The sequence below is a fragment of the Angustibacter sp. Root456 genome (assembly GCF_001426435.1).
In the GTDB taxonomy this organism is placed as follows: Bacteria; Actinomycetota; Actinomycetes; order Actinomycetales; family Angustibacteraceae; genus Angustibacter.
Genome location: NZ_LMER01000014.1, coordinates 236099 through 257119 on the forward strand (window position 1 = coordinate 236099; position 21021 = coordinate 257119).

Annotated in this window: 14 protein-coding genes; 4 read left to right on the forward strand and 10 right to left on the reverse strand. The window is 71.1% G+C overall.

The features are described 5' to 3' along the window. Window positions 1–63: 63 nt before the first annotated feature. The 3 genes from ASD06_RS06300 to ASD06_RS06310 are packed head-to-tail and all read left to right on the forward strand — an operon-like array spanning window position 64 to window position 3225. Window positions 64–780, forward strand: a complete 717-nt coding sequence (locus tag ASD06_RS06300) for a maleylpyruvate isomerase family mycothiol-dependent enzyme (protein ID WP_056674633.1) — start codon at window positions 64–66, stop codon at window positions 778–780. A 1-nt stretch (window position 781) separates the two neighbouring features. Beyond that, window positions 782–2563: a glycoside hydrolase family 15 protein gene (locus tag ASD06_RS06305; RefSeq protein WP_056674635.1), complete on the forward strand. Its 1782-nt coding sequence runs from the start codon at window positions 782–784 to the stop codon at window positions 2561–2563. Beyond that, window positions 2560–3225: an MBL fold metallo-hydrolase gene (locus tag ASD06_RS06310; protein ID WP_056674637.1), complete on the forward strand. Its 666-nt coding sequence runs from the start codon at window positions 2560–2562 to the stop codon at window positions 3223–3225. Before ASD06_RS06305 ends, ASD06_RS06310 begins: the two co-directional genes overlap by 4 nt. A 42-nt stretch (window positions 3226–3267) precedes the next feature. Here ASD06_RS06310 and ASD06_RS06315 read toward each other — a convergent pair whose 3' ends face one another. From ASD06_RS06315 to ASD06_RS06340, 6 genes are all read right to left on the reverse strand, one after another. Further along, window positions 3268–4260 (reverse strand): TerC family protein, encoded by a 993-nt coding sequence (locus ASD06_RS06315; RefSeq protein WP_056674639.1) that lies wholly within the window; start codon window positions 4258–4260, stop codon window positions 3268–3270. A 185-nt stretch (window positions 4261–4445) separates the two neighbouring features. Next, window positions 4446–6548, reverse strand: coding sequence for an excinuclease ABC subunit UvrB (uvrB, locus tag ASD06_RS06320; RefSeq protein WP_056674641.1), 2103 nt, complete (start codon window positions 6546–6548; stop codon window positions 4446–4448). Between the two features lie 61 nt (window positions 6549–6609). Beyond that, a complete protein-coding gene (coaE, locus tag ASD06_RS06325; RefSeq protein ID WP_056674643.1) occupies window positions 6610–7800 on the reverse strand; it encodes a dephospho-CoA kinase in 1191 nt (396 codons plus the stop codon). A gap of 162 nt (window positions 7801–7962) precedes the next feature. Beyond that, window positions 7963–9468 carry a 30S ribosomal protein S1 gene (rpsA, locus tag ASD06_RS06330; protein ID WP_056674645.1) on the reverse strand — a complete coding sequence of 502 codons (1506 nt, stop codon included), beginning with the start codon at window positions 9466–9468 and terminating at the stop codon, window positions 7963–7965. Window positions 9469–9652: 184 nt separating this feature from the next. Further along, window positions 9653–10639, reverse strand: coding sequence for a phosphotransferase family protein (locus ASD06_RS06335; protein WP_056674646.1), 987 nt, complete (start codon window positions 10637–10639; stop codon window positions 9653–9655). Window positions 10640–10719: 80 nt separating this feature from the next. Beyond that, entirely contained in the window at window positions 10720–12531 is a 1812-nt protein-coding gene (locus ASD06_RS06340; protein WP_056674648.1) for a VWA domain-containing protein, read from the reverse strand. A 267-nt stretch (window positions 12532–12798) separates the two neighbouring features. Here ASD06_RS06340 and ASD06_RS06345 point away from each other — a divergent pair, with 267 nt between their 5' ends. Continuing rightward, window positions 12799–13608: a class I SAM-dependent methyltransferase gene (locus ASD06_RS06345; protein WP_056675087.1), complete on the forward strand. Its 810-nt coding sequence runs from the start codon at window positions 12799–12801 to the stop codon at window positions 13606–13608. Window positions 13609–13693: 85 nt separating this feature from the next. Here the strand turns inward: ASD06_RS06345 and ASD06_RS06350 are convergent, their stop codons facing one another. The 4 genes from ASD06_RS06350 to polA all read right to left on the reverse strand — a co-directional run bounded on the left by ASD06_RS06350 (window position 13694) and on the right by polA (window position 21007). Next, entirely contained in the window at window positions 13694–16204 is a 2511-nt protein-coding gene (locus ASD06_RS06350; RefSeq protein ID WP_056674650.1) for a hypothetical protein, read from the reverse strand. Continuing rightward, window positions 16201–16752: a hypothetical protein gene (locus ASD06_RS06355; RefSeq protein ID WP_157371552.1), complete on the reverse strand. Its 552-nt coding sequence runs from the start codon at window positions 16750–16752 to the stop codon at window positions 16201–16203. The genes ASD06_RS06350 and ASD06_RS06355 overlap by 4 nt, the downstream gene beginning before the upstream one ends. Window positions 16753–16868: 116 nt before the next feature. Further along, window positions 16869–18275 carry an alpha/beta hydrolase gene (locus tag ASD06_RS06360; protein ID WP_056674652.1) on the reverse strand — a complete coding sequence of 469 codons (1407 nt, stop codon included), beginning with the start codon at window positions 18273–18275 and terminating at the stop codon, window positions 16869–16871. Beyond that, on the reverse strand, window positions 18275–21007 hold the full coding sequence (gene polA / locus ASD06_RS06365) for a DNA polymerase I (protein WP_056674653.1): 2733 nt from the start codon (window positions 21005–21007) through the stop codon (window positions 18275–18277). The genes ASD06_RS06360 and polA overlap by 1 nt, the downstream gene beginning before the upstream one ends. Window positions 21008–21021: the final 14 nt, after the last annotated feature.

A 21021-nucleotide genomic window follows, 5' to 3' on the forward strand; every position in this document is an offset into this window, starting at 1 on the left:
CGGAGGGTCCAGACCATGCTAGGTGGCACCACCGACAACGCCCGCGCAGAGTAGTTTCACCGCATGACGGCCTTCGCTGACGACCCGATGCTCACGCACCTGTGTACCCAGACCGACCTGCTGCTGAGCACGATCCGGACGCTGGACGACCACGCCGTCCGCGGCCCCTCGCGCCTGCCGGGCTGGACCCGCGGCCACGTGCTCAGCCACCTCGCCCGCAACGCCGACGGCTTCGCCAACGTGGCCGGCTCGGCCGTCACGGGCCGGATCACCCCCATGTACCTGTCCGTCGAGGCGCGGGACGCCGACATCGAGGCCGGCGCCGACCGGCCGGCGGCCGACCTCGAGGCGGACGTCGAGAGCAGCGCCGAGCGACTGCTGGTGCAGCTGGCCGCCGTCCCCGCCGAGCACCTCGACCTGCAGGTGCCGTCGGGTCGCGGGCCGGACGTGTCGGTCGCCACGGTGCCGTGGACCCGCACGCGCGAGGTCGTCTACCACCACGTCGACCTCGACGCTGGCTTCACCTTCGCCGACGTCCCCGACGTGCTGCTGCGCGCCGGCCTGCTCGAGTGCCCGCCGCGCCTCGCGGACGCGGCACCCGGAGCCCGGATCACCTGCACCCTCGCGGACGGCGAGCTGCTCGACCTCACCGTCGGCGACGGCGCCGTACCCGTGCGCGGGCAGGCCGCCGACGTCCTGGCCTGGCTCACCGGGCGCGGGGACGGGTCGTCACTCGACACCGACGGCCAGCCGCTGCCGACCCTGCCCAGCTGGGGCTGACGTGCCCTCTCCCATCGAGGACTACGCGATCATCGGCGACACCCACACCGCCGCGCTCGTGGGCCGTGACGGCTCCATCGACTGGACCTGCCTGCCCCGCTTCGACTCCCCCGCCTGCTTCGCCGCGCTGCTGGGCGACCCGCGCAACGGCCGCTGGCTGCTCGCACCGGACGTACCGTTCACGGTGACCCGGCGGTACGTCGACCACTCGTTCGTGCTGGAGTCCACCTACACCACCGACGACGGCGTCGTCCGGGTGCTCGACGCCATGCCCGTCGGCGACGGCCGAGCCGACATCGTGCGGCGGGTCGAGGGCGTCACCGGCAGCGTGCGCATGCGTCACGAGTGGGTGGTGCGGTTCGGCTACGGCAAGGTGCGCCCGTGGATCCACCGCATGGTCGACCCGCACGGTCACGCGGCCCTGCACGCGACAGCAGGTCCGGACATGCTCGTGCTGCGCGGCTCGCGCCTGCCCACCGCGGCTGACGGCCGGCACGTCGACACGTTCGACGTCGGCGGCGGCGAGACCATGGACTGGTCGACGACCTGGTTCCACGGCTGGCAGGCCGTCCCCGAGCCCCTCGACGTCGTGGAGCGGCTCGAGGCGACGCGGCAGCGGTGGAGCGAGTGGGCCGCCCGCTGCGACGTCACGGGAGCGTTCCAGGAGCCGTTCCTGCGCTCGCTGCTCGTCCTGCGGCTGCTCACCGACAGCACGACGGGCGGGATCGTCGCCGCTCCCACCACGTCGCTTCCCGAGCAGCTCGGCGGTGAGCGCAACTGGGACTACCGGTTCTGCTGGTTGCGTGACGCGGCGCTGACCCTCGAGGCCCTCGTGGACGCTGACTACACCGCCGAGGCGCAGGAGTGGCGGCTGTGGCTGCTGCGCGCCGTAGCCGGCGACCCCGAGGACCTGCAGATCATGTACGGCGTGGACGGCGGCCGCGACCTGCTCGAACGCGAGCTCGACCACCTGCCCGGCTACGAGGGCTCCCGGCCCGTACGCATCGGCAACGCGGCGTCGGAGCAGCAGCAGACCGACGTCCTCGGCGAGGTGATGGTCGCCCTCCACGCGGCACGGGTCTGCGGCCTCGAGGAGTCCGAGGACGCGTGGGCACTGCAGCGGACCCTCGTCGACGCCCTCGGTGAGCGCTGGCAGCAGCCCGACAACGGCATCTGGGAGATCCGCGGGCAGCGTCAGCACTTCACCCACTCGCGGATCATGGCGTGGGCGGCGTTCGACCGAGCGGTGCTCGCCGTCGAGCGGTTCGGCCTCCCCGGGCCGCTCGAGCGATGGCGGGCGCTGCGCGCCGCCGTGAAGGCGGAGGTGCTCGAGCAGGGGTGGGACGACGAGCTCGGCACGTTCGTGCAGTACTACGGCGCCAAGCACACCGACGCCTCGCTGCTGCAGATGGTGCAGGTCGGGTTCCTGCCCCACGACGACCCGCGCGTCGTCGGCACCATCAGGGCCATCGAGGACGAGCTGCTGGTCGACGGCCTGCTGCTGCGCTATCGCACCGAGCGCGACGTCGACGGCCTGCCGCCGGGTGAGGGCGCGTTCCTCGCCTGCTCGTTCTGGCTCGCCGAGGCCTACGCGCGCACTGGCCGCACCGACGACGCGCACGCGCTGCTCACCCGGCTGTGCGCCCTGGTGAACGACGTCGGGCTGCTCAGCGAGGAGTACGAACCGGCGCAGCGGCGGATGCTCGGCAACATGCCTCAGGCGCTGAGCCACCTCGCGCTGGTGAGCGCCGTCGACGCCTACCGCGCTAGCGTCGGAGCATGAGCGAGTACACCGGTGAGGTGGTGCACGGCGGCCCGAGCGACGTGCGCGAGCTGGCGCACCTGACGATCCGCAAGGCGAGCGTGAGCGAGCAGGACAACAACGCCTACCTGCTCACCTGCCGCGCGACGGGTGAGCAGCTGCTCATCGACGCCGCCGACGACCCCCACCGCCTGCGGGCGCTGGTCGACGAGGGCACGGGCTGGCTCGACGCGGTCGTCACGACGCACCGGCACTGGGACCACCACCGCGCGCTGGCCGACGTCGTCGAGCACACCGGCGCGCGCGTCCTGGCCGGTGCGCAGGACGCCGACGAGCTGCCCGTGCCGGTCGGTGAACGGCTGACTCACGGCGACCGCGTCACCTTCGGCGAGGTCGAGCTCGAGGTGATCCAGCTACGAGGGCACACTCCCGGCTCGGTGGCGCTGCTCTACCGCGACCCCGAAGGCCCCGCGCACCTGTTCACCGGTGACTCGCTCTTCCCCGGCGGCGTCGGCAACACGTTCGGTGACGCCGTCGCGTTCGCCTCGCTCGTCGACGACGTCGAACAGCGAGTGTTCGCGACCCTGGACGACGACACGTGGTTCTACCCCGGGCACGGCAAGGACTCCACGCTCGGTGCGGAGCGTCCGCACCTGGCCGAGTGGCGCGCCCGCGGGTGGTGATCAGCCGCGGGTGATCTCGCGAGGTGACCTCATCGGGTGACCTCAGCCGTTGACGGCGGCCTGCCGCCCGTCACGCCGGGTCTTGGCGAGGCTGGCGGCCGCCGTGACGGCCAGCGTGCCGACGATCACGACCAGCGAGAGCCAGATCGGGATGTCGGGCGCCCAGCCCACTGGCTCCCCGCCGTTGATGAACGGCAGCTCGTTCTCGTGCAACGCGTGCAGGATCAGCTTCACGCCGATGAAGAACAGCAGGACGGCCAGCCCCAGGCTGAGGTACACCAGGCGCTGCAGCAGGCCGCCGATGAGGAAGTAGAGCTGCCGCAGTCCCATCAGCGCGAACACGTTGGCCATGAGCACCAGGTAGGGCTCCTTGGTGAGCCCGTAGATCGCCGGGATGGAATCCAGCGCGAACAGCAGGTCGGTGGTACCCAGCGCGATGAGCACGATGAGCATCGGGGTCACGACCCGCTTGCCCTCCTGCATGACGGTGAGGCGCACGCCGTGGTAGTCGTTCGTCGCCCTCAGGTGCTTGCGCGTCCAGCGGATCAGGGCGTTCTCGTCGTAGTCGTCCTCGTCCGACTGGCCTTCGCGCGCCAGGTGGATCGCGGTGTACACGAGGAACGCGCCGAACAGGTAGAAGATCCAGCTGAAGTTGTTGATCGCCGCTGCGCCGACTCCGATGAAGACGCCCCGGAACACCAGCGCCAGGATGATCCCCACGAGCAGCGCCGTCTGCTGCAGCTGCCGCGGCACGGCGAACTTGGCCATGATGATCAGGAAGATGAACAGGTTGTCGACCGAGAGGCTGTACTCGGTGAGCCAGCCCGCGAAGAACTCGGCCGAGTAGCGGGGGCCGGCGAAGGCCCACACCCCGAGGCCGAACGCCACCGCGGCGACCACGAAGAAGGCCAGGTGGCGCGCCGACTCGCCCATCGAGGGCTCGTGCGGGCGACGGCCGATGACGAAGACGTCGACGAGCAGGAAGAGCAGGGCCACGCCGACGGTCGACAGCCACACCCACGTAGGGACGTTCACGAGCGAGTCCTCCGGTCAGTCGAGGCGCACGGCTACCCGTTGGTGGCGTGCGCTGCTGCCGGAGGTCTCTCCCACCCGCGAGCGGGCCGGCTCCCCGGGACCAGCGAGCTGGTCCGTGGTGACGAGGACGCCGTGCGGGGATACTCCCCTCCGTCGAACCGGACCAGTCTAGCGGGCCCGTGGCCTCACGCGTGCCCCGCGCCCTGCATGGCGCGCAGCTCCTTCTTCAGGTCACCGATCTCGTCACGCAGCCGAGCGGCCAGCTCGAACTGCAGCTCGGCGGCGGCCGAGTGCATCTGGTCGGACAGCTGCTGGATCAGATCGGCCAGGTCGGCCGCCGGCATGCTCGCCAGGCGCCGACGGTCGTCGCCCTGACGCGAACCGAGGCCGGGCACGGGGGCCTTGCCCCGCGACTGGTTGCGGCCCGAGCCGCCCAGGAGCTCGGCGGTGTCGGCGTCTTCGCGGGTGATGAGGTCGGTGATGTCGGCGATCTTCTTGCGCAGCGGCATGGGATCGACACCGCGCTCGCGGTTGTAGGCGACCTGCTTCTCGCGACGGCGGTTGGTCTCGTCGATCGCGTGCTGCATCGACGGGGTGATCGTGTCGGCGTACATGTGCACCTGACCCGACACGTTGCGGGCCGCGCGTCCGATGGTCTGGATCAAGGAGGTGCCCGAGCGCAGGAAGCCCTCCTTGTCGGCGTCCAGGATGCTCACCAGCGAGACCTCGGGCAGGTCCAGACCCTCGCGCAGGAGGTTGATACCGACGAGGACGTCGTACTCCCCCATGCGCAGCTCGCGCAGCAGCTCGACCCGGCGCAGGGTGTCGACCTCGGAGTGCAGGTAGCGCACCCGCACGCCCTGCTCGAGCAAGTAGTCGGTGAGGTCCTCGGACATCTTCTTGGTGAGCGTCGTGACCAGGACGCGCTCGTTGCGCTCGGCCCGCTCGCGGATCTCGTGCAGCAGGTCGTCGATCTGGCCCTTCGTCGGCTTGAGCACCACCTCGGGGTCGACGAGCCCGGTCGGACGGATGATCTGCTCGACGACGCCCTTGCCCTTGGCGAGCTCGTAGGGCCCGGGCGTGGCTGAGAGGTAGACCGTCTGGCCGATCCGCTCGAGGAACTCCTCCCACCTCAGCGGGCGGTTGTCCATGGCGCTCGGCAGGCGGAACCCGTGGTCGACGAGCGCGCGCTTGCGCGACATGTCTCCCTCGTACATCGCGCCGATCTGCGGCACCGTCACGTGCGACTCGTCGATGACGAGCAGGAAGTCCTCGGGGAAGTAGTCGAGCAGGGTGTTCGGCGCTGTGCCGGGGCCGCGGCCGTCGATGTGGCGGCTGTAGTTCTCGATGCCGGAGCAGGAGCCGACCTGGCGCATCATCTCGATGTCGTAGGTCGTGCGCATGCGCAGCCGCTGGGCCTCGAGCAGCTTGTTCTGCCGCTCGAGCTCGGCGAGCCGGTCGGCCAGCTCGTTCTCGATGCCGGCGATGGCCCGTTCCATGCGCTGCGGCCCCGCGACGTAGTGCGTCGCCGGGAAGACGTACATCTCCTGCTCCTCGTGCATCACCTCGCCGGTGAGCGGGTGCAGCGTGTACATGCGCTCGATCTCGTCACCGAAGAACTCGATGCGGATCGCGAGCTCCTCGTAGACCGGGATGATCTCGACCGTGTCGCCCCGCACTCGGAAGGTGCCGCGGGTGAAGGCCAGGTCGTTGCGCGTGTACTGCATCTGCACGAACCGGCGCAGCAGCTCGTCGCGCTCGATCTCGTCGCCGACCTTGAGCCGGGCCATGCGGTCGACGTACTCCTGCGGCGTTCCCAGGCCGTAGATGCACGACACCGAGGCGACCACGACGACGTCACGGCGAGTCAGCAGCGAGTTGGTGGCCGAGTGCCGCAGCCGCTCGACCTCGTCGTTGATCGACGAGTCCTTCTCGATGTAGGTGTCGGTCTGGGCGATGTACGCCTCGGGCTGGTAGTAGTCGTAGTACGACACGAAGTACTCGACCGCGTTGTGCGGCAGCAGCTCGCGGAACTCGTTCGCCAGCTGCGCGGCCAGCGTCTTGTTCGGTGCGAGCACCAGCGTCGGTCGCTGCAGCTTCTCGATCAGCCAGGCCGTGGTGGCGGACTTTCCGGTGCCCGTGGCGCCCAGCAGGACGACGTCCTTCTCGCCGGACTGCACGCGCTGCGTGAGCTCGGCGATCGCCTGCGGCTGGTCGCCGGACGGCTGGAAGTCCGACTCGACGCGGAAGGGCGCGACGCGACGCTGCAGATCGGTGACCGGTCTCATGGCACCACCGTAAGCGTCCCCACCGACAGCGCCACTCCCCCGGCTGCGGCACCGACGTCCGTCAGCCGGCGGACCACCCGCTCGCCGCCGCCCAGGCGAGGGCACGCTGGTGCGCCGGTGCCCACCAGCTCTCCTTCGCCTCCGCGTAGTCCCCGGCACCCAGACCCGAGGCGGCGAGGGCCTGCTTGCGCGCCGCGTAGGCGTCACGCTCGCCCGGCTCGGCGCGCAGCCAGTCGCGCAGCAGCAAGGCCATGCGCCACCCCGGCCCACCGACCTCACGCACGTGCAGGTGGACGACGACGGCCGGGTCGGCGCCGCCGTGCATCCGCTTCACCCAGTGGCCGGGGTCGGCGTCGACGTCCGGCACGACCGTGTCACGCTTCGCACCGATCAGGGGGAAGCCCGCCTCCGCCAGCGCGTCGGCCAGGGTGTCGGCCGCGTGCAGGTCGGCGACCGCCAGCTGGAGGTCGATCACCGGCTTGGCCGGCAGGCCGGGTACGGCCGTCGAGCCGATGTGCTCGACGCCGCGGCCCAGGTCGCCGGCCGCCCGCGCCACGCGCTCGGCGAGCCGGGCCGCGGTGGCGGCCCACGCCTCGTGGTCGCGGGCCAGCACCACGCGCTCGGGACGTCGCACGACGGTGCGCGTGCGGACGTTGCGCTCGAACGGCACCAGGCGCTCGTCCCAGAGCCGACGCACCTCCTCGGCGACCACCTCGCGGCTTCGGTGGGTATCGACCCAGACGTCGGCCGCAGCCCGTCGCTGCTCGGTCGTGGCCTGGGCGGCGATCCGGGCCCGGGCTTCGTCGTCCGTCATGGGCCGAGAGGCGACCAGCCGGCGGACCCGCACGTCCTGCGGCGCGTCGACGACGACGACCAGGTGGTACAGCGCGCCCATGTGCTTCTCGACGATGAGCGGCACGTCGTGGACGACGATCGCGTCCGACGGCGCGGCGGCCACCAGGTCCGCGGTGCGCTGCGCGACCAGCGGGTGGGTGATCTGCTCGAGGGCGCGCCGACGGGCGACGTCCCCGAAGACCAGCCGGGCCAGAGCGGGGCGGTCCAGGGCGCCGTCGCCATCGAGCACCTGGGTGCCGAACTCGTGCACCACCATGGCCAGCCCGGGGCTACCGGGCGCCACCACCTCGCGGGCCAGGACGTCGGCGTCCACGACGAGGGCGCCGAGGTCGCGCAGCAGCGCCGCCACCGTCGACTTGCCCGCTCCGATCCCGCCGGTGAGCCCGATCCTCAGCACGCCGCGACTCTAGCGGCGCCGACAGTTCCCGAGGCTTCTGGCCGCTTCTCGAGGGGTGCAACCCTCGGCAAGCGGCATGTCCCCCACTGAACGTGATCAACGTCGGGAACGTGCGACGGCCCCCGCACCGAGAAGGTGCGAGGGCCGTCGAGCCGGCGTGGGTCAGTTGCCGGTGAGCTTCTCCCGCAGAGCAGCGAGCGCCTCGTCGGAGGCCAGCGTGCCCTCGCCGCCCGACGCCTGCACGGCGTCGGCCGGGGTGGCGCTGGCCGACTCCGCCGAGCCCGACTCCGAGGAGTAGGACGTCGGGGTGTCGCCGGACGCCCGAGCCTCCGAGTCGGCCTTGGCGGCGTCCTCGATCTGCTTCTTGTGGGCCTCCCAGCGAGCGTGCGCCTCGGCGTACTGCTTCTCCCAGACCTCGCGCTGTGCCTCGTAGCCCTCGAGCCACTCGTTGGTCTCGGGGTCGAAGCCCTCGGGGTACTTGTAGTTCCCCTGCTCGTCGTACTCGGCAGCCATGCCGTAGAGCGTCGGGTCGAACTCCGCGACCTGCCCCGAAGCGGCGTCGTTGGCCTGCTTCAGCGACAGCGAGATCCGGCGACGCTCGAGGTCGATGTCGATCACGCGGACGAAGATCTCGTCGCCGACCTGCACGACCTGCTCGGGGATCTCGACGTGGCGCTCGGCGAGCTCGGAGATGTGCACCAGACCCTCGATGCCCTCGTCGACGCGCACGAACGCACCGAACGGGACGAGCTTGGTGACCTTGCCGGGCACGACCTGCCCGATGCCGTGAGTGCGCGCGAACTGCTGCCAGGGGTCCTCCTGCGTCGCCTTGAGCGACAGCGAGACCCGCTCGCGGTCCATGTCGACGTCGAGGACCTCGACGGTGACCTCCTGGCCCACCTCGACGACCTCGCTCGGGTGGTCGATGTGCTTCCAGGACAGCTCGGAGACGTGCACGAGACCGTCGACGCCGCCGAGGTCGACGAACGCACCGAAGTTGACGATCGAGGACACGACGCCGGAGCGGACCTGACCCTTCTGCAGGGTCTGCAGGAAGGTCTGGCGCACCTCGGACTGCGTCTGCTCGAGCCACGCCCGACGCGACAGCACGACGTTGTTGCGGTTCTTGTCGAGCTCGATGATCTTGGCCTCGAGCTCCTTGCCGACGTACGGCTGGAGGTCACGGACGCGACGCATCTCGACCAGCGACGCCGGCAGGAAGCCGCGCAGCCCGATGTCGATGATCAGACCACCCTTGACGACCTCGATCACCGTGCCGGTGACGATGCCGTCCTCCTCCTTGACCTTCTCGATCGTGCCCCAGGCGCGCTCGTACTGCGCACGCTTCTTGGACAGGATGAGCCGGCCCTCCTTGTCCTCCTTCTGGAGAACCAGGGCCTCGACCTCGTCACCGACCGACACGACCTCGTTCGGGTCGACGTCGTGCTTGATGGAGAGCTCGCGGGAGGGGATGACCCCCTCGGTCTTGTAGCCGATGTCGAGCAGGACCTCGTCCCGGTCGACCTTGACGATGACTCCCTCGACGATGTCGCCGTCGTTGAAGTACTTGATCGTCTCGTCGATGGCGGCGAGGAAGTCCTCAGCCGAACCGATGTCGTTGACAGCGACCTGAGGTGCGCTGGCGCGTTCGGTGGTGCTGGCAGTCATGTAGTGGGGGCTCCGATGCGGACAATGAGTTGAGAGGTGGACAGGATGTGACGTCGCCGTGGCCGGTCACCCCCTGAAGGCAGGCGAGACCGCACACGTGTGCGACGTTCTACCCTAACGATGCGGTCCACCGCTGGTCAACGCGGGTCGGTGATCCGTCCCGCTCGTCGCGGCCGGATGGCCGTCAGCGGGGCGAACGCGACTGCGCTCGCGCCCGCAGCAGCTGCCGGGCGAGGGCGACCGGAGCCGGCGCCGAGGCGCCACGCTCAGGCCGTGCGGCCAGCTCGAGCACCGCGAACAGGTCGAGGTCGACGGCGCGGTGCAGCCAGTCGTCGTCGAAGCCGGCCGTCGACGTGGTGCCGCGCTCGTGCAGGCCGGCGTGCAGCGCGTCGACCAGCCCGCGGCGAAAGGCCGTCCACGATGCCGCGCCGGCCCCGCCGGCCGCCGCCCCCTGGTCGGCGCCGCGCAGGAGGTTGCCGACGTCCTCGGCCCAGTCGCCAGCGTGGGAGTACTCCCAGTCGAGCACGGCGCGCAGCCGGCCGGTGTTGGGGTCGGCGACGAGGTTCTTGCCGTTGAGATCGCCGTGCACCAGCGACACCGGCCGCTCCCCCGCCGAGGCGAGCCGGTGGGACGCCGCGCGCACGAGCGGGCGCAGTCCCGGGGTCGACCGCCGGCCGAGACCCGCCGCGGCGAGGCCGGGCTCGAGGTGCTCGAACCAGGCTTGCAGGGTGCGCAGGTGATCCGGCCACTCACCGACCCGCAGGTCGGCGTCCAGCCAGGGGCCCGGCCGGTCGGACCGGACCCCGCGCAGCACCGAGACCAGCCGCGCGCACTGACGACCCAGCGCGTTGGCCGCGGGCACGGGCAGGCCGCGGTCGAGCAGCACGTCCGCCCGCTGGCCCTCGACGCCGGCGGTGACGATGTACGGCGGCAGGCCCGACACGCCACGCGGCTCCGCGGCCAGCACCTGAGGCTGCGGCACCAGGCCGTGCAGGCGTCGCATCACGGCGAGGTCGATGACCGCCCGACGCGGCTCGCGCAGGTAGAGCCGCAAGTAGGCCTGCTCCCGGAAGTAGGTGCCGACGAACGTCTCGCTGCTGTACCCCCCGTCGGCCGCGCGGGCGTCATGAAGGACCTTCGCGGCAAGACGGAGCGGATCGGACGCGGGCACGGAGGGAATCTCAGCACACCGGCAGAGGCGTGTCGCGCTGGCCCTCGGCGTGTCCGCGGGCTCGTTCGGCCGTCAGTCCGTCAGTCCGTGAGCGAAGCCAGCAGCACCTGCTCGATGTCCGCGGGGCTGCGCGCCGTGAAGGTGGCCCCACCCGTGGCGGCGGCGATCGCCTTCAGCGCCGCGGCGTCCGCCTGCTCGCCGTACGCGATCGTGAACACTCGCACCGGCCGGCTCGTGCTGCGCTCCGCCGTCAGGGTCTTCACCAGCTGCTGCAGGGACTGGCTGCCGGCGTCGTCGTTCTTGCCGTCACTGAGCAGCACGACGACGTCGGTGTCGGGCTGCCACTTCGACCGCATCTCGCGCACGGCGGCCAAGGTCGTGTCGTACAGGCCGGTGTCGCCGCCGGCCCGCAGGGCGGTGATGCCGCTCAGCACGGCCTCGCGGCGGGTGGTCCCGCTGACGGCTTCGCCCGTGCCACCGAGGGGCACGACCACCCGGTAGTCCTTGGCACCGTCGAGCCGACGGGAGAACTGCCACAGGCCGAGCGACGACCGGTCGGAGAAGGAGGTCACCGCTGAGCGCAGGGCCTGCTGAGCCAGCTGCAGTCGGGACAGGCCGAGCTTGGGGACCTGCTGCTTCATGGAGCCCGAGACGTCCACGACGAGCAGCACCGACCCCCGCCGTTCCAGGGCCGACCACGACTGCAGCGCACGGGTGATGGACTGCAGGCTGGGCTGCGAGAGCTCCAGTGTCGGCACCGGCACCTGGCGAGCGCTGGCGCCGACGCCGACGGTGGCCGGCCCGGTCGGCGTGCCGGCGGGTGCGCCCGGCACGCGCCACCCGTCGGCGGCGAACGCGTGGTTGCCGGCTGCGGTCAGCAGGAAGTTCTGGAACATGTCGGCGGCGGTCATGGCGCGCACCCGGTCGAGCGAGGTCCCGTAGAGCGGCAGGTAGCCCACCTTGGACGCCGAGCCGCTCACGCCCACGGGGACGGCGGCGAGCGGGACGGTCGGGCGAGTGGTGTTGAACGCGCGGACCTCGCGCTCGGTCGACGGTGTGATCATCGAGTCGCGCAGCGCCTCCGCGCTCGACCGTGCGGGGTCGGTGAGGCTCGCGACCGCCAGCTTGTCGGTGACGTCGAGCGTGCTGAGCGCGTTCTGCACGCGCAGCATGCCGCCACGCAGCTGCGCCGGCGTGGCCGAGTCGCTGTCGAGACGCGCGAAGAGCGTCATCAGCCCATCGAGGCCGGCCGAGGATTCCTGCGGCGACTGCCACCCCACCCGGACGCGGCCCCACTCGGGGTGTCCGAACCTCGCCCAGCCAGCGGGGTCCTTCGCCAGCGTGACCAGGTCGTCGAGCTCGACGGCGCGGTCGGGCCAGCCGACTGCCTCGGCCATCGGCTCGGGCATGGCGGCGACGACGGGTGAGTAGGCGATGATCGGGAAGACGTCGGGCAGCAGCCGGTCGACCTCAGGCCGACGCGACAGCACCTTCGCCCAGGTCGAGGACTCGGGGATCCAGACGTCCATGCCGGGGTCGCGCCCGCTCTGGGCGGCCCGCAGGAGGTCGGCGCCGACCTGGTCGACCGACCGGGCCGTGACGTCGACGCTGACGCAGCCGGTGTCGACCTGGGGGTGCGTCCGCTCGAAGGCGGCCGCCTCCGTCGTCACGGCGGCCGCGACCGACGACAAGGCGACCACGCGCAACCGCACCGGGCTGCCGCTGCAGGACGCCGCGCCTCGCGCCTGGTAGCCCCACCAGGCCAGGCCGGTGGTCCCCAGCACGACCACGAGCAGTGTCACCAGCCCCGCGACGGTACGCGCGCGGTGCCGGGAGCGCTTGGCGCGATGACGGGCCCGCAACTGGGCGCGGGTCAGCTCGTGGGTCGACATGCGCGGCTAGCCCCCTGTGACGGTCAGTGCACGACAGCGGCGCGCACCCGGTACGAGCCCACAAAATGGTGACACAGGATCACCACTCGAGTCAGCCCCTCGCGTCTGCGCGTGCTGCGGATGATCAGCGCCTTGCGCGGATCCTCACTCTCAGTAGTGATGTGATCTAGCCCATATCGGACGTTCCCAGCGCTTCCTCCCCGCCATGCACCGTGCCGCGGCGCCCCACCATTCCGGGTGATCGTCGTCCTGCGAGACGCTGTCGGGATGTCCCACGAACCCGTCCACGACGTCCGGCGACGCGATGCCGACACGGCGGAGACCGCTCGCGCCAACCGCCACTGGTGGGACGCCGAGGCCCCCGACTACTACACCGAGCACGGCCGCTTCCTCGGAGACGAGCGGTTCGTGTGGGGTCCTGAGGGTGTGGACGAGGCGGACGTCGGACTGCTGGGCGACGTGAGCCGACGGCAGGTGCTCGAGGTGGGCGCCGGCGCGGCGCAGTGCTCGCGGTGGCTCGCGAAGCACGGTGCGCGCGTCACGGCCACCGACTTGTCGATCGGCATGCTGCGGCAAGGTCAGCAGATCGAACGGCGGTTCGGTGCCGCCGCGGTGCCCCTGGTGCAGGCCGATGCGAGCCGGCTGCCGTTCACCGACGCGTCGTTCGATGTCGCGTGCTCGGCCTACGGCGCAGTGCCGTTCGTGGCCGACAGCGCGGCGTTGATGCGCGAGGTCGCTCGGGTGGTGCGGCCGGGGGGCCGGTGGGTGTTCTCGGTGTCGCACCCGATGCGGTGGGCTCTGCCCGACGACCCGGGCGAGGCGGGGTTGGTCGTGCGCTCGTCGTACTTCGACCGGACGCCGTACGTCGAGGAGGGTGAGGACGGCGCGGCCATCTACGTCGAGCACCACCGCACCCTGGGCGACCGGGTGCGCGAGCTCGTGGCCGCCGGCTTCGTCCTCGAGGACCTGGTGGAGCCGGAGTGGCCGGACACCAACGATCAGGTGTGGGGCGGGTGGAGCCCGTTGCGCGGGCGGCTCATCCCGGGGACGGCGATCTTCGTGTGCCGGCGAGCCTGATTCCTGCTGCGCTCGTTCGGCCGGACGCCGAAGGGGCACCGAGCATGCGCTCGGTGCCCCTTCGTGACCGTCAGGTCAGGCGTTCTCAGACCAGCCGCTGGCGGACGGCTGCGGCCGCGCCGCCGCCGATCGCGAAGACCGCGAGCGCGCCGAGGCCGCGGGCCCAGTTGCGGCCGCCTTCGCCGTCCTCGCCTGCGATCTCGAGGGTGTAGGCGGTCTGACCCGTCGCACCCTCGGGAGCGCCGTAGGCCATGGCCTCGGTCTGTGCGCGGTCGGCACCGGCCTTGATCAGCGCGTACTTCTCGCCGAACTGCTGGGCGGTGTCCTTGCCCTTGCCGATGAGCACCTTGGTGCCCTGATCGGAGAGCTGCTGCGCGCCGTCCTTGATCTTCGGCGCACCCGCGGCGGCCTGGTCGAGGCCGTCCGCGAGCTGACCGGAGCCGGTGGCGGCGTCCTGCAGGCCGCTCTGGAGCTGGTTGGCTCCGCTGGCGAGCTGACCGGCGCCGTCGTCCAGCTGCTTGGCCCCAGCGGCCGCGTCACCCGCACCCTTGGCCAGGTCGGAGCCACCGGCGACCAGTCGCTTGAAGTCGGCGTCGCCCGTGATCCCCGCGGCGATGCCGTCGACCAGCGAGAACATGCCGCCCTGCACCAGCTGCAGCACCTGCGAGAACCCGCAGTTGTCCGGGAAGTTCTTGTCCTTCGGCGAGCACTCGGAGTACAGCGAGGCACGCAGTGCCGCCACGCCGTACTGCAGCGTCGGTGCCTGCACCGTGGGGCTACCCAGGCCCTTGTCGATCTGGTCGAGGCCGTAGAGCAGGGTGTCAGCCGTCGCGGCACTGCCGATGCCGTTGTTGATGCCGATCAGCGCCCGCATCGCCGTTCCCGGCGCGGGTGCATCGCGGTCGCCGATCTTCTGCAACAGGCCGCCCAACACGGCGTCCACCAGCTCCGGCTCGACCGTGGTCGCGAACGTGGACGGGGCCGGGAAGTCGGCGATGGTGTTGGTAGTGCGCCCAACCTTGGCGCAGTAAGTGATCGACGCCAGCGCGGGGTTGACAGGGGCCAGTGCCCGCAGCGGCGATGCCTTGCCGCAGTCGAGGACCGCTGGGCCACGCAGGTACTGCACGGCCTCCTTCGCGCCGACCGAGCCGAGCTGTGTCTGAATCGTCGACAGGCTCAGCAGCGCCGGAGCGGTCGACGGGGCCGACCCGGTGCTGAGCTGCCCCTTGAGAAGCGCAGCGACCTGCTGGATGCCACAAGGGTTGGTGGCATTCTCCGGGTCAGCGGTGTTGCACGCCGGGTTGGACAGGCCACCCTGCAGTAGCGGCAGGTTGTCGTCGATCTGCTTCAGACCGGCGGCGATCTGCTTCAGGCCGCCCATGACCGTGTCGCTGTCATTGGACGTCGTGTTGCCGATGCCCTGGATCAGCAGGTCCATGGTGCCGATCAGCGTCTGGAAGTCGGGGTCCTGACCGATCGTCGTCGGCAGGTCCTTGAGAGAGGCGCGCAGGGTCTTCAGACCGTCGGCGAGCTGCTTCGCACCCGGTGCGAGCTTGCCGTTCAGACCCGACGAGAGCTGACCGGTGCCGGCCTTGAGCTGGCCGGCGCCGTCCGCGAGCTTGGCGGCACCCGGGGCCGCCTGACCGGCGAGACCGGCATTGAGCTGGTTGGCGCCGTCCTTGAGCTTGAGCAGACCAGCGAGCAGGGTGCTGGCGCCGTCGCGCAGCTTCAGCAGGTTCTCGTCGATCTGGATCGCACCGTCGGTGAGCTGGGCGCCGGTGTCGGCGCCGCCCTTGTAGCTGTCGGCTCCGCCCTTGAACGACGGGCTCTGCAGCGGGTTCACGGGCAGCGCCGAGATGGAGGCCGCCGGCACGACGCCGTCGCTGATCTTGGCCTTGTAGCCGAACTCCGCCGTGTCCGACCCGATCGGCGGGAACAGCGTCATCGTGAACGACAGCTTGGTGCCGCCGCGGCCGTCACCGGCCATGTTGGCCTGGTCGGACTGCACGTCGGTGAAGGTGGACGGCAGCGTGGTCGAGAGCGAACCGACCATCGGGATGACGACCTGCTCGTCCTTGGTCATCTGCGTGCCGGTGCCGTCGTCGAAGCTCACCGAGCCGCTCTTGCCGGTGACGTTCGTGACCTTGTAGTGCACCTCGAGGATGCCGCTCTTGCCGACGACGTCGCCGGGCTTCACCTGCTTGCCATCGAGGGTGTAGGTGATCTCGACCTTCAGCGGGAGGTCCTTGGTGAAGTTGCTGACGGTGCGCAGCCGCTTCTCGCCGCTGACGTCGACCTTGGTGACGAGCTTGCCGTCCTTGACGTCGAAGCCCCCGAAGCCGTCCAGGTTGCGCAGGCCGTCGGTGGAGACGGGGTTGGCGACGTCGACCTGGCCCTGGCCGGTGAAGGCCAGCTGCTCGTAGACGCGCTTGTCCTTGACCTTGCCCGAGGCGTCGAGATGGGCCTGGATCGTCTCGGTGTTCGACACCGTGACGTCGGTCGCCGCCAGTGCCGGGCCGGCACCGAGCAGCAGGGCGGCGGGAGCCGCGGCACCGGCCAGCGCGAGGCGGAAGGCGGTGGAGTGGCGAAGGGTCACGGCGCGGTCTCCGAAACGGTCTCGTCGTGGCGGGTCTGGGCGGCTTCGGCCCTGCGGTTGACCGCGATCTGGGGGCCGAGGAAGGCGGTGGCGAGGTAGCCGAGCGCAGCGGCCAGCAGCACGGTGGTCGCCGCGGTGGGCGACTCGTGCACGAACTGCGAGGGGGCGTTGGTGTAGGTCTCCTCGTAGGCGCCGACGATGGCGGCGGCCCCCACGAGCATGCTCCACAGGGGCAGGCGGGTCAGTGTCGCGGCGGACACCACCAAGCAGGCGGCGAGCACCAGGAACGCGGCGACCGCACGGCCACCGGAGGAGTCCGGCAGCACCGCGGCGCGGACGGCGAAGCCGATCCACGCGAACACGAAGCCGACCCCGAAACCGACCAGACGCTCCCAGGGGGCGCGATCAGGCACGAGGCCGATGACTCCCCCGAGCGCCGCGCCGAGCAGCGCGACGTGCTGGAGGTCGAGGCCGAGGAACTCCCCCAAGCCCACCACCAGCGCCGCCATGACAGCGAGCACGAGCCCGCCGACGACATTCTTCGTCATGTCCACCTCTGAGCAGGGCGAAGCCGTCATGACGGTCACGTCCGGTGAGTGACCACGGCCGTGAATATCTACCACACGGTAACTTGCGAGAACAGGACTTACGGCGTATCAGGACGTCACGAATCCGCTACGACGGGCCACGGCGGCGGGACGAAGTCCTTCGTGACCCCTCTGGCGTCGTACAGAGCGACGGCCAGACGCGCGGCGTCAGGCCGGGCGCGCGTGCGCACCCAGGAGTCGAGCAGGTCGACGACGGCAAGCCGCTGGGCCACCGTGAAGTTGCAGTGACCGGCGCCGTACGGAGCCGGCGCCGCGTAGGTCTTCGGCGGTTCCACGTAGAGCTGGAGGAGCTGCGCCGTGCGGCCGCGCGAGCCCACGCGGTCGCGGAAGAGCCGCTCGTTCTGCACGAGCACGAGGGGGTCGTCCGTGGTGTGCATGGTGATCGTCGGCACGCGCAGGTCGCCGCTGGGCTCCCCGAGCGCGGCCGCCTTCTCGCGCGCCGCGGGAGACGCCGAGACGCGCCGCCCGGCGTCGAGCAGGCGCAGCAGCCGATCGGTCGCGCCCGCGCCGCCCAGCGCGTCGATGGCCGCCCGCTCGGAGTCCGAGACGCGTGGGCGGTAGTCGGTCCCGACGTTGGACGACGGGTTGCCGCCCGCCCGTTGCTCGATCTCGTAGCGCCCGTAGGTGCCGTAGCCGAGGCCCGTGATCACGGCCTCCGCAGCCGCACCGATGCGAGAGTCGGGGGTCGAGCCGTCGAAGCGGGACGTCTGGTCGGGCGCGTCGACCAGCGCCGCCACCAGGGCCAGGCGCGCCGCGGACGCACCGCCCCGCGCAGCGGCCGACACGACCGCCCGCTGGCCGACCTGCCACTGGGCGACCGCCGCCTGGTGACTGGCGTAGCCGGTGAGCTGCAGGGTGGGCGCGAGCAGGACCTTGACGGCGTAGGCGACGTCGACTGCGACGTCGAGGTTCTCGTTCGTGCCCCCGAGAACGCCGCACAGCGCAGCCGCGCCCCTGACCCAGGGCAGCTGCTTCTCAGCCAGCGTCTGCGTGACCAAGCCACCCAGCGAGTCACCCCAGAGATACACCCGGCGCGGCCGCCCGATCGTGGCAGCGAAGTAGTCGTAGAGCTTCTCGTCGGCAGCGACGCCCTCGCGGACGGCCCAACCATTGCGCGAGTAGGAGGAGCCGGCGAGGGCGTACCCGTCGTCGAGCAAGGCCTTCGCGACGTCCTCGCCCGGCGCCGGCACGGCGTCAGTCGATGGCTTGGCGAAGTCGGGTGGCACCGGCTGAGCGAAGCGGTAGCCGTGTGAGTACAGCAGCAAGGTGCCGTTCCACCGTGCCGGCATCACGATGCGGTAGCGGGCCCCCTGGAGCGTTCCCTCGCACGCGACCTGGCTGCAGCTCTTGGCGGCGACCGGCTGCTCGCTCGGAGCGTCCGCGGCCTTCGAGGATCCGGTGCACGCCGCCAGCAGACCAGCGACGACGGCGACGACGAGCCCAGCGACGGGCCGACCGCGCATCAGTGACCAGCGGCTTCCCATGAGGGGCCGACGCCCACGGAGACCTCCAGCGGCACCGCGAGGTCGGCCGCCTCGCCCATGGCCCGGCGTACGAGCGCCTCCAGCGCGTCGTGCTCACCAGGCGCGACGTCGAACACCAGCTCGTCGTGCACCTGCAGCAGCATGCGCGAGCGCAGGCCCTCGTCGTCGAGGTCAGCAGCCAAGCGCAGCATGGCGACCTTGATGATGTCGGCGGCGGACCCCTGGATCGGCGCGTTCAACGCCATCCGCTCGGCGGCCTCCCGCCGCTGACGGTTGTCGCTCGTGAGGTCGGGCAGGTATCGGCGACGCCCCAGCATCGTCTCGGTGTAGCCGGTGCGGCGGGCCTCGTCGACCACCGAGGTGAGGTAGTCCCGGACGCCGCCGAAACGCTCGAAGTACTCCTGCATCAGCCCCCGCGCCTCGTCGACGTCGATGCGCAGCTGGCGCGAGAGACCGAAAGCGGACAGGCCGTACGCCAGGCCGTAGCTCATGGCCTTCACCTTGCTGCGCATGGCCGGCGTGACGTCCTCGGGCTCGACGCCGAAGACGCGGGCCCCGACGAACCGGTGAAGGTCCTCCCCCGTGTTGAACGCCTCGATGAGCCCGGCGTCACCCGACAGGTGCGCCATGATGCGCATCTCGATCTGGCTGTAGTCGGCCGTCATGAGGTCCTCGAACCCCGGCCCGACCACGAAGGCCTCACGAATGCGCCGCCCCTCCTCGGTACGGATCGGGATGTTCTGCAGGTTGGGGTCGGTGCTGCTCAGCCGACCCGTGGCCGCGATGGTCTGGTGGTACGTCGTGTGGATGCGGCCGTCGTCCGCCACGGTCTTGCGCAGGCCCTCGACGGTCTGGCGCAGCCGCGAGACGTCGCGGTGGCGCAGCAGGGCCTCGAGGAACGGGTGCGGGCTCTTGGCGAACAGATCGGTGAGCGCGTCCGCGTCCGTCGTGTAGCCGGTCTTGGTGCGCTTGGTCTTGGGCATCGCCAGCTCGTCGAACAGCACGGCCTGCAGCTGCTTCGGCGAGCCGAGGTTCAGCACGCGGGGGGTGCCGTCAGCGTTCGGCGGCAACGCGGCCATGGCCTCGTCGGCGGCGCGCTTGACCTCACCGGCGAAGTTGGCCTCCAGATCGGCCAGTCGCTCGTCGTCGACCGCGATGCCGACCCGCTCCATCTCCGACAGCACCCGCACGAGAGGCAGCTCGACGTCGCGCAGCAGCTCGCCCCCACCGCGCTGGGCCAGCTCGGCGTCGAGCTTGTCGGCGAGGTCGAGCACGGCTCGGGCCCGCACCATCGCGCTGTCGTGCTCCGCTCCCCCGTCGCCGGTGTCGAGCGTCAGCTGGCCGGACTCCTCCTCGGTCTCCAGCCGCAGCTCGCGTCCGAGGTGCCGCAGGACGAGGTCGGCGAGATCGTAGGAGCGCTGATCGGGCCGCACGAGGTACGCGGCCAGCGCCGTGTCGCTCACCACGCCGCGCAAGGGCATCCCACGCGCCCACAGGGCGTGCCCAGGGCCCTTGCTGTCGTGCAGCGCCTTCGGGCGGTCGACGTCACCGAGCCACTCGGCCACCGCGCGCTCGGCGTCGGCGTCGAGCTCGGCCAGCTCCAGGTAGGCGGCGGAGCCGTCAGCAGCTGCCACCGCGATGCCGTGGGCGTCTCCGGTGCCCCGACCCCAAGAACCGACGACGTGCACGCCCGTGCGGACCCCTACACCGGCGTGCTGCCCCAGCCAGTCGGCGACCTCGTCGGACACCAGCCGCGACGTCGCAAGGTCGAAGCCGCCCTCGGCCTCGGGCTCGGGTGCGTCGACGGTGGAGAAGAGCCGCTCGCGCAGTACGCGGAACTCCAGGCCGTCGAAGACCTGGTGCACCTGGTCGCGGTCCCACTGCTGGCGGGCGAGGTCCGCCGGCCCGAGGGGGAGGTCGAGGTCGCACACGAGCGCGTTGAGCCGGCGGTTGCGCAGCACGCCCTCGAGGTGCTCGCGCAGGCTCTCGCCCGCCTTGCCCTTGATGAGGTCGACGTTGGCTACCAGGCCGTGCAGGTCGCCGTACGCGGTGATCCACTTCGCGGCGGTCTTGGGGCCGACGCCGGGCACGCCCGGCAGGTTGTCGCTGGACTCGCCGACCAGCGCGGCGAGGTCGCTGTAGCGCTCGGGCGGGACGCCGTACCGCTCGACCACCGCGTCTGGCGTCATGCGCCACAGGTCGGAGACACCGCGCACCGGGTAGAGCACCGTGGTCGACGGGGAGATCAGCTGGAAGGTGTCGCGGTCGCCCGAGCAGATGAGCACCTCCATGCCCTGCTCTCGGGCCTGCGTGGCCAAAGTGGCGATGACGTCGTCAGCCTCGTAGCCCTCCTTCTCGATCACCGGGATGCGCAGCGCGGCGAGCACCTCGTGCAGCAGCGACACCTGCCCGCGGAACTCGTCGGGCGTCGACGACCGGCCGGCCTTGTACTCGGCGTACTGCTCGGTGCGGAACGTCTGCCGCGAGACGTCGAACGACACCGCCAGGTGCGTTGGCTGCTCGTCACGCAGGAGGTTGATCAGCATCGAGGTGAAGCCGTAGACCGCGTTGGTGGTCTGCCCCGTGGAGGTCGAGAAGTTCTCGACCGGCAGCGCGAAGAACGCCCGGTAGGCCAGCGAGTGGCCGTCGAGCAGCAGCAGGCGAGGCGTGGCGCCGTCGGACGCGGTGTCAGCGGGGGCAGCGGGAGTCACGCGCCAACCCTAGA

Coding starts and splice junctions, on each gene's coding strand:
- ASD06_RS06345 (WP_056675087.1), top strand. CDS start 12,799: ATGTCCCACGAACCCGTCCACGACGTCCGGCGACGCGATGCCGACACG.
- uvrB (WP_056674641.1), bottom strand. CDS start 6,548: ATGAGACCGGTCACCGATCTGCAGCGTCGCGTCGCGCCCTTCCGCGTC.
- ASD06_RS06310 (WP_056674637.1), top strand. CDS start 2,560: ATGAGCGAGTACACCGGTGAGGTGGTGCACGGCGGCCCGAGCGACGTG.
- rpsA (WP_056674645.1), bottom strand. CDS start 9,468: ATGACTGCCAGCACCACCGAACGCGCCAGCGCACCTCAGGTCGCTGTC.
- ASD06_RS06340 (WP_056674648.1), bottom strand. CDS start 12,531: ATGTCGACCCACGAGCTGACCCGCGCCCAGTTGCGGGCCCGTCATCGC.
- ASD06_RS06300 (WP_056674633.1), top strand. CDS start 64: ATGACGGCCTTCGCTGACGACCCGATGCTCACGCACCTGTGTACCCAG.
- ASD06_RS06355 (WP_157371552.1), bottom strand. CDS start 16,752: ATGACGAAGAATGTCGTCGGCGGGCTCGTGCTCGCTGTCATGGCGGCG.
- ASD06_RS06360 (WP_056674652.1), bottom strand. CDS start 18,275: ATGCGCGGTCGGCCCGTCGCTGGGCTCGTCGTCGCCGTCGTCGCTGGT.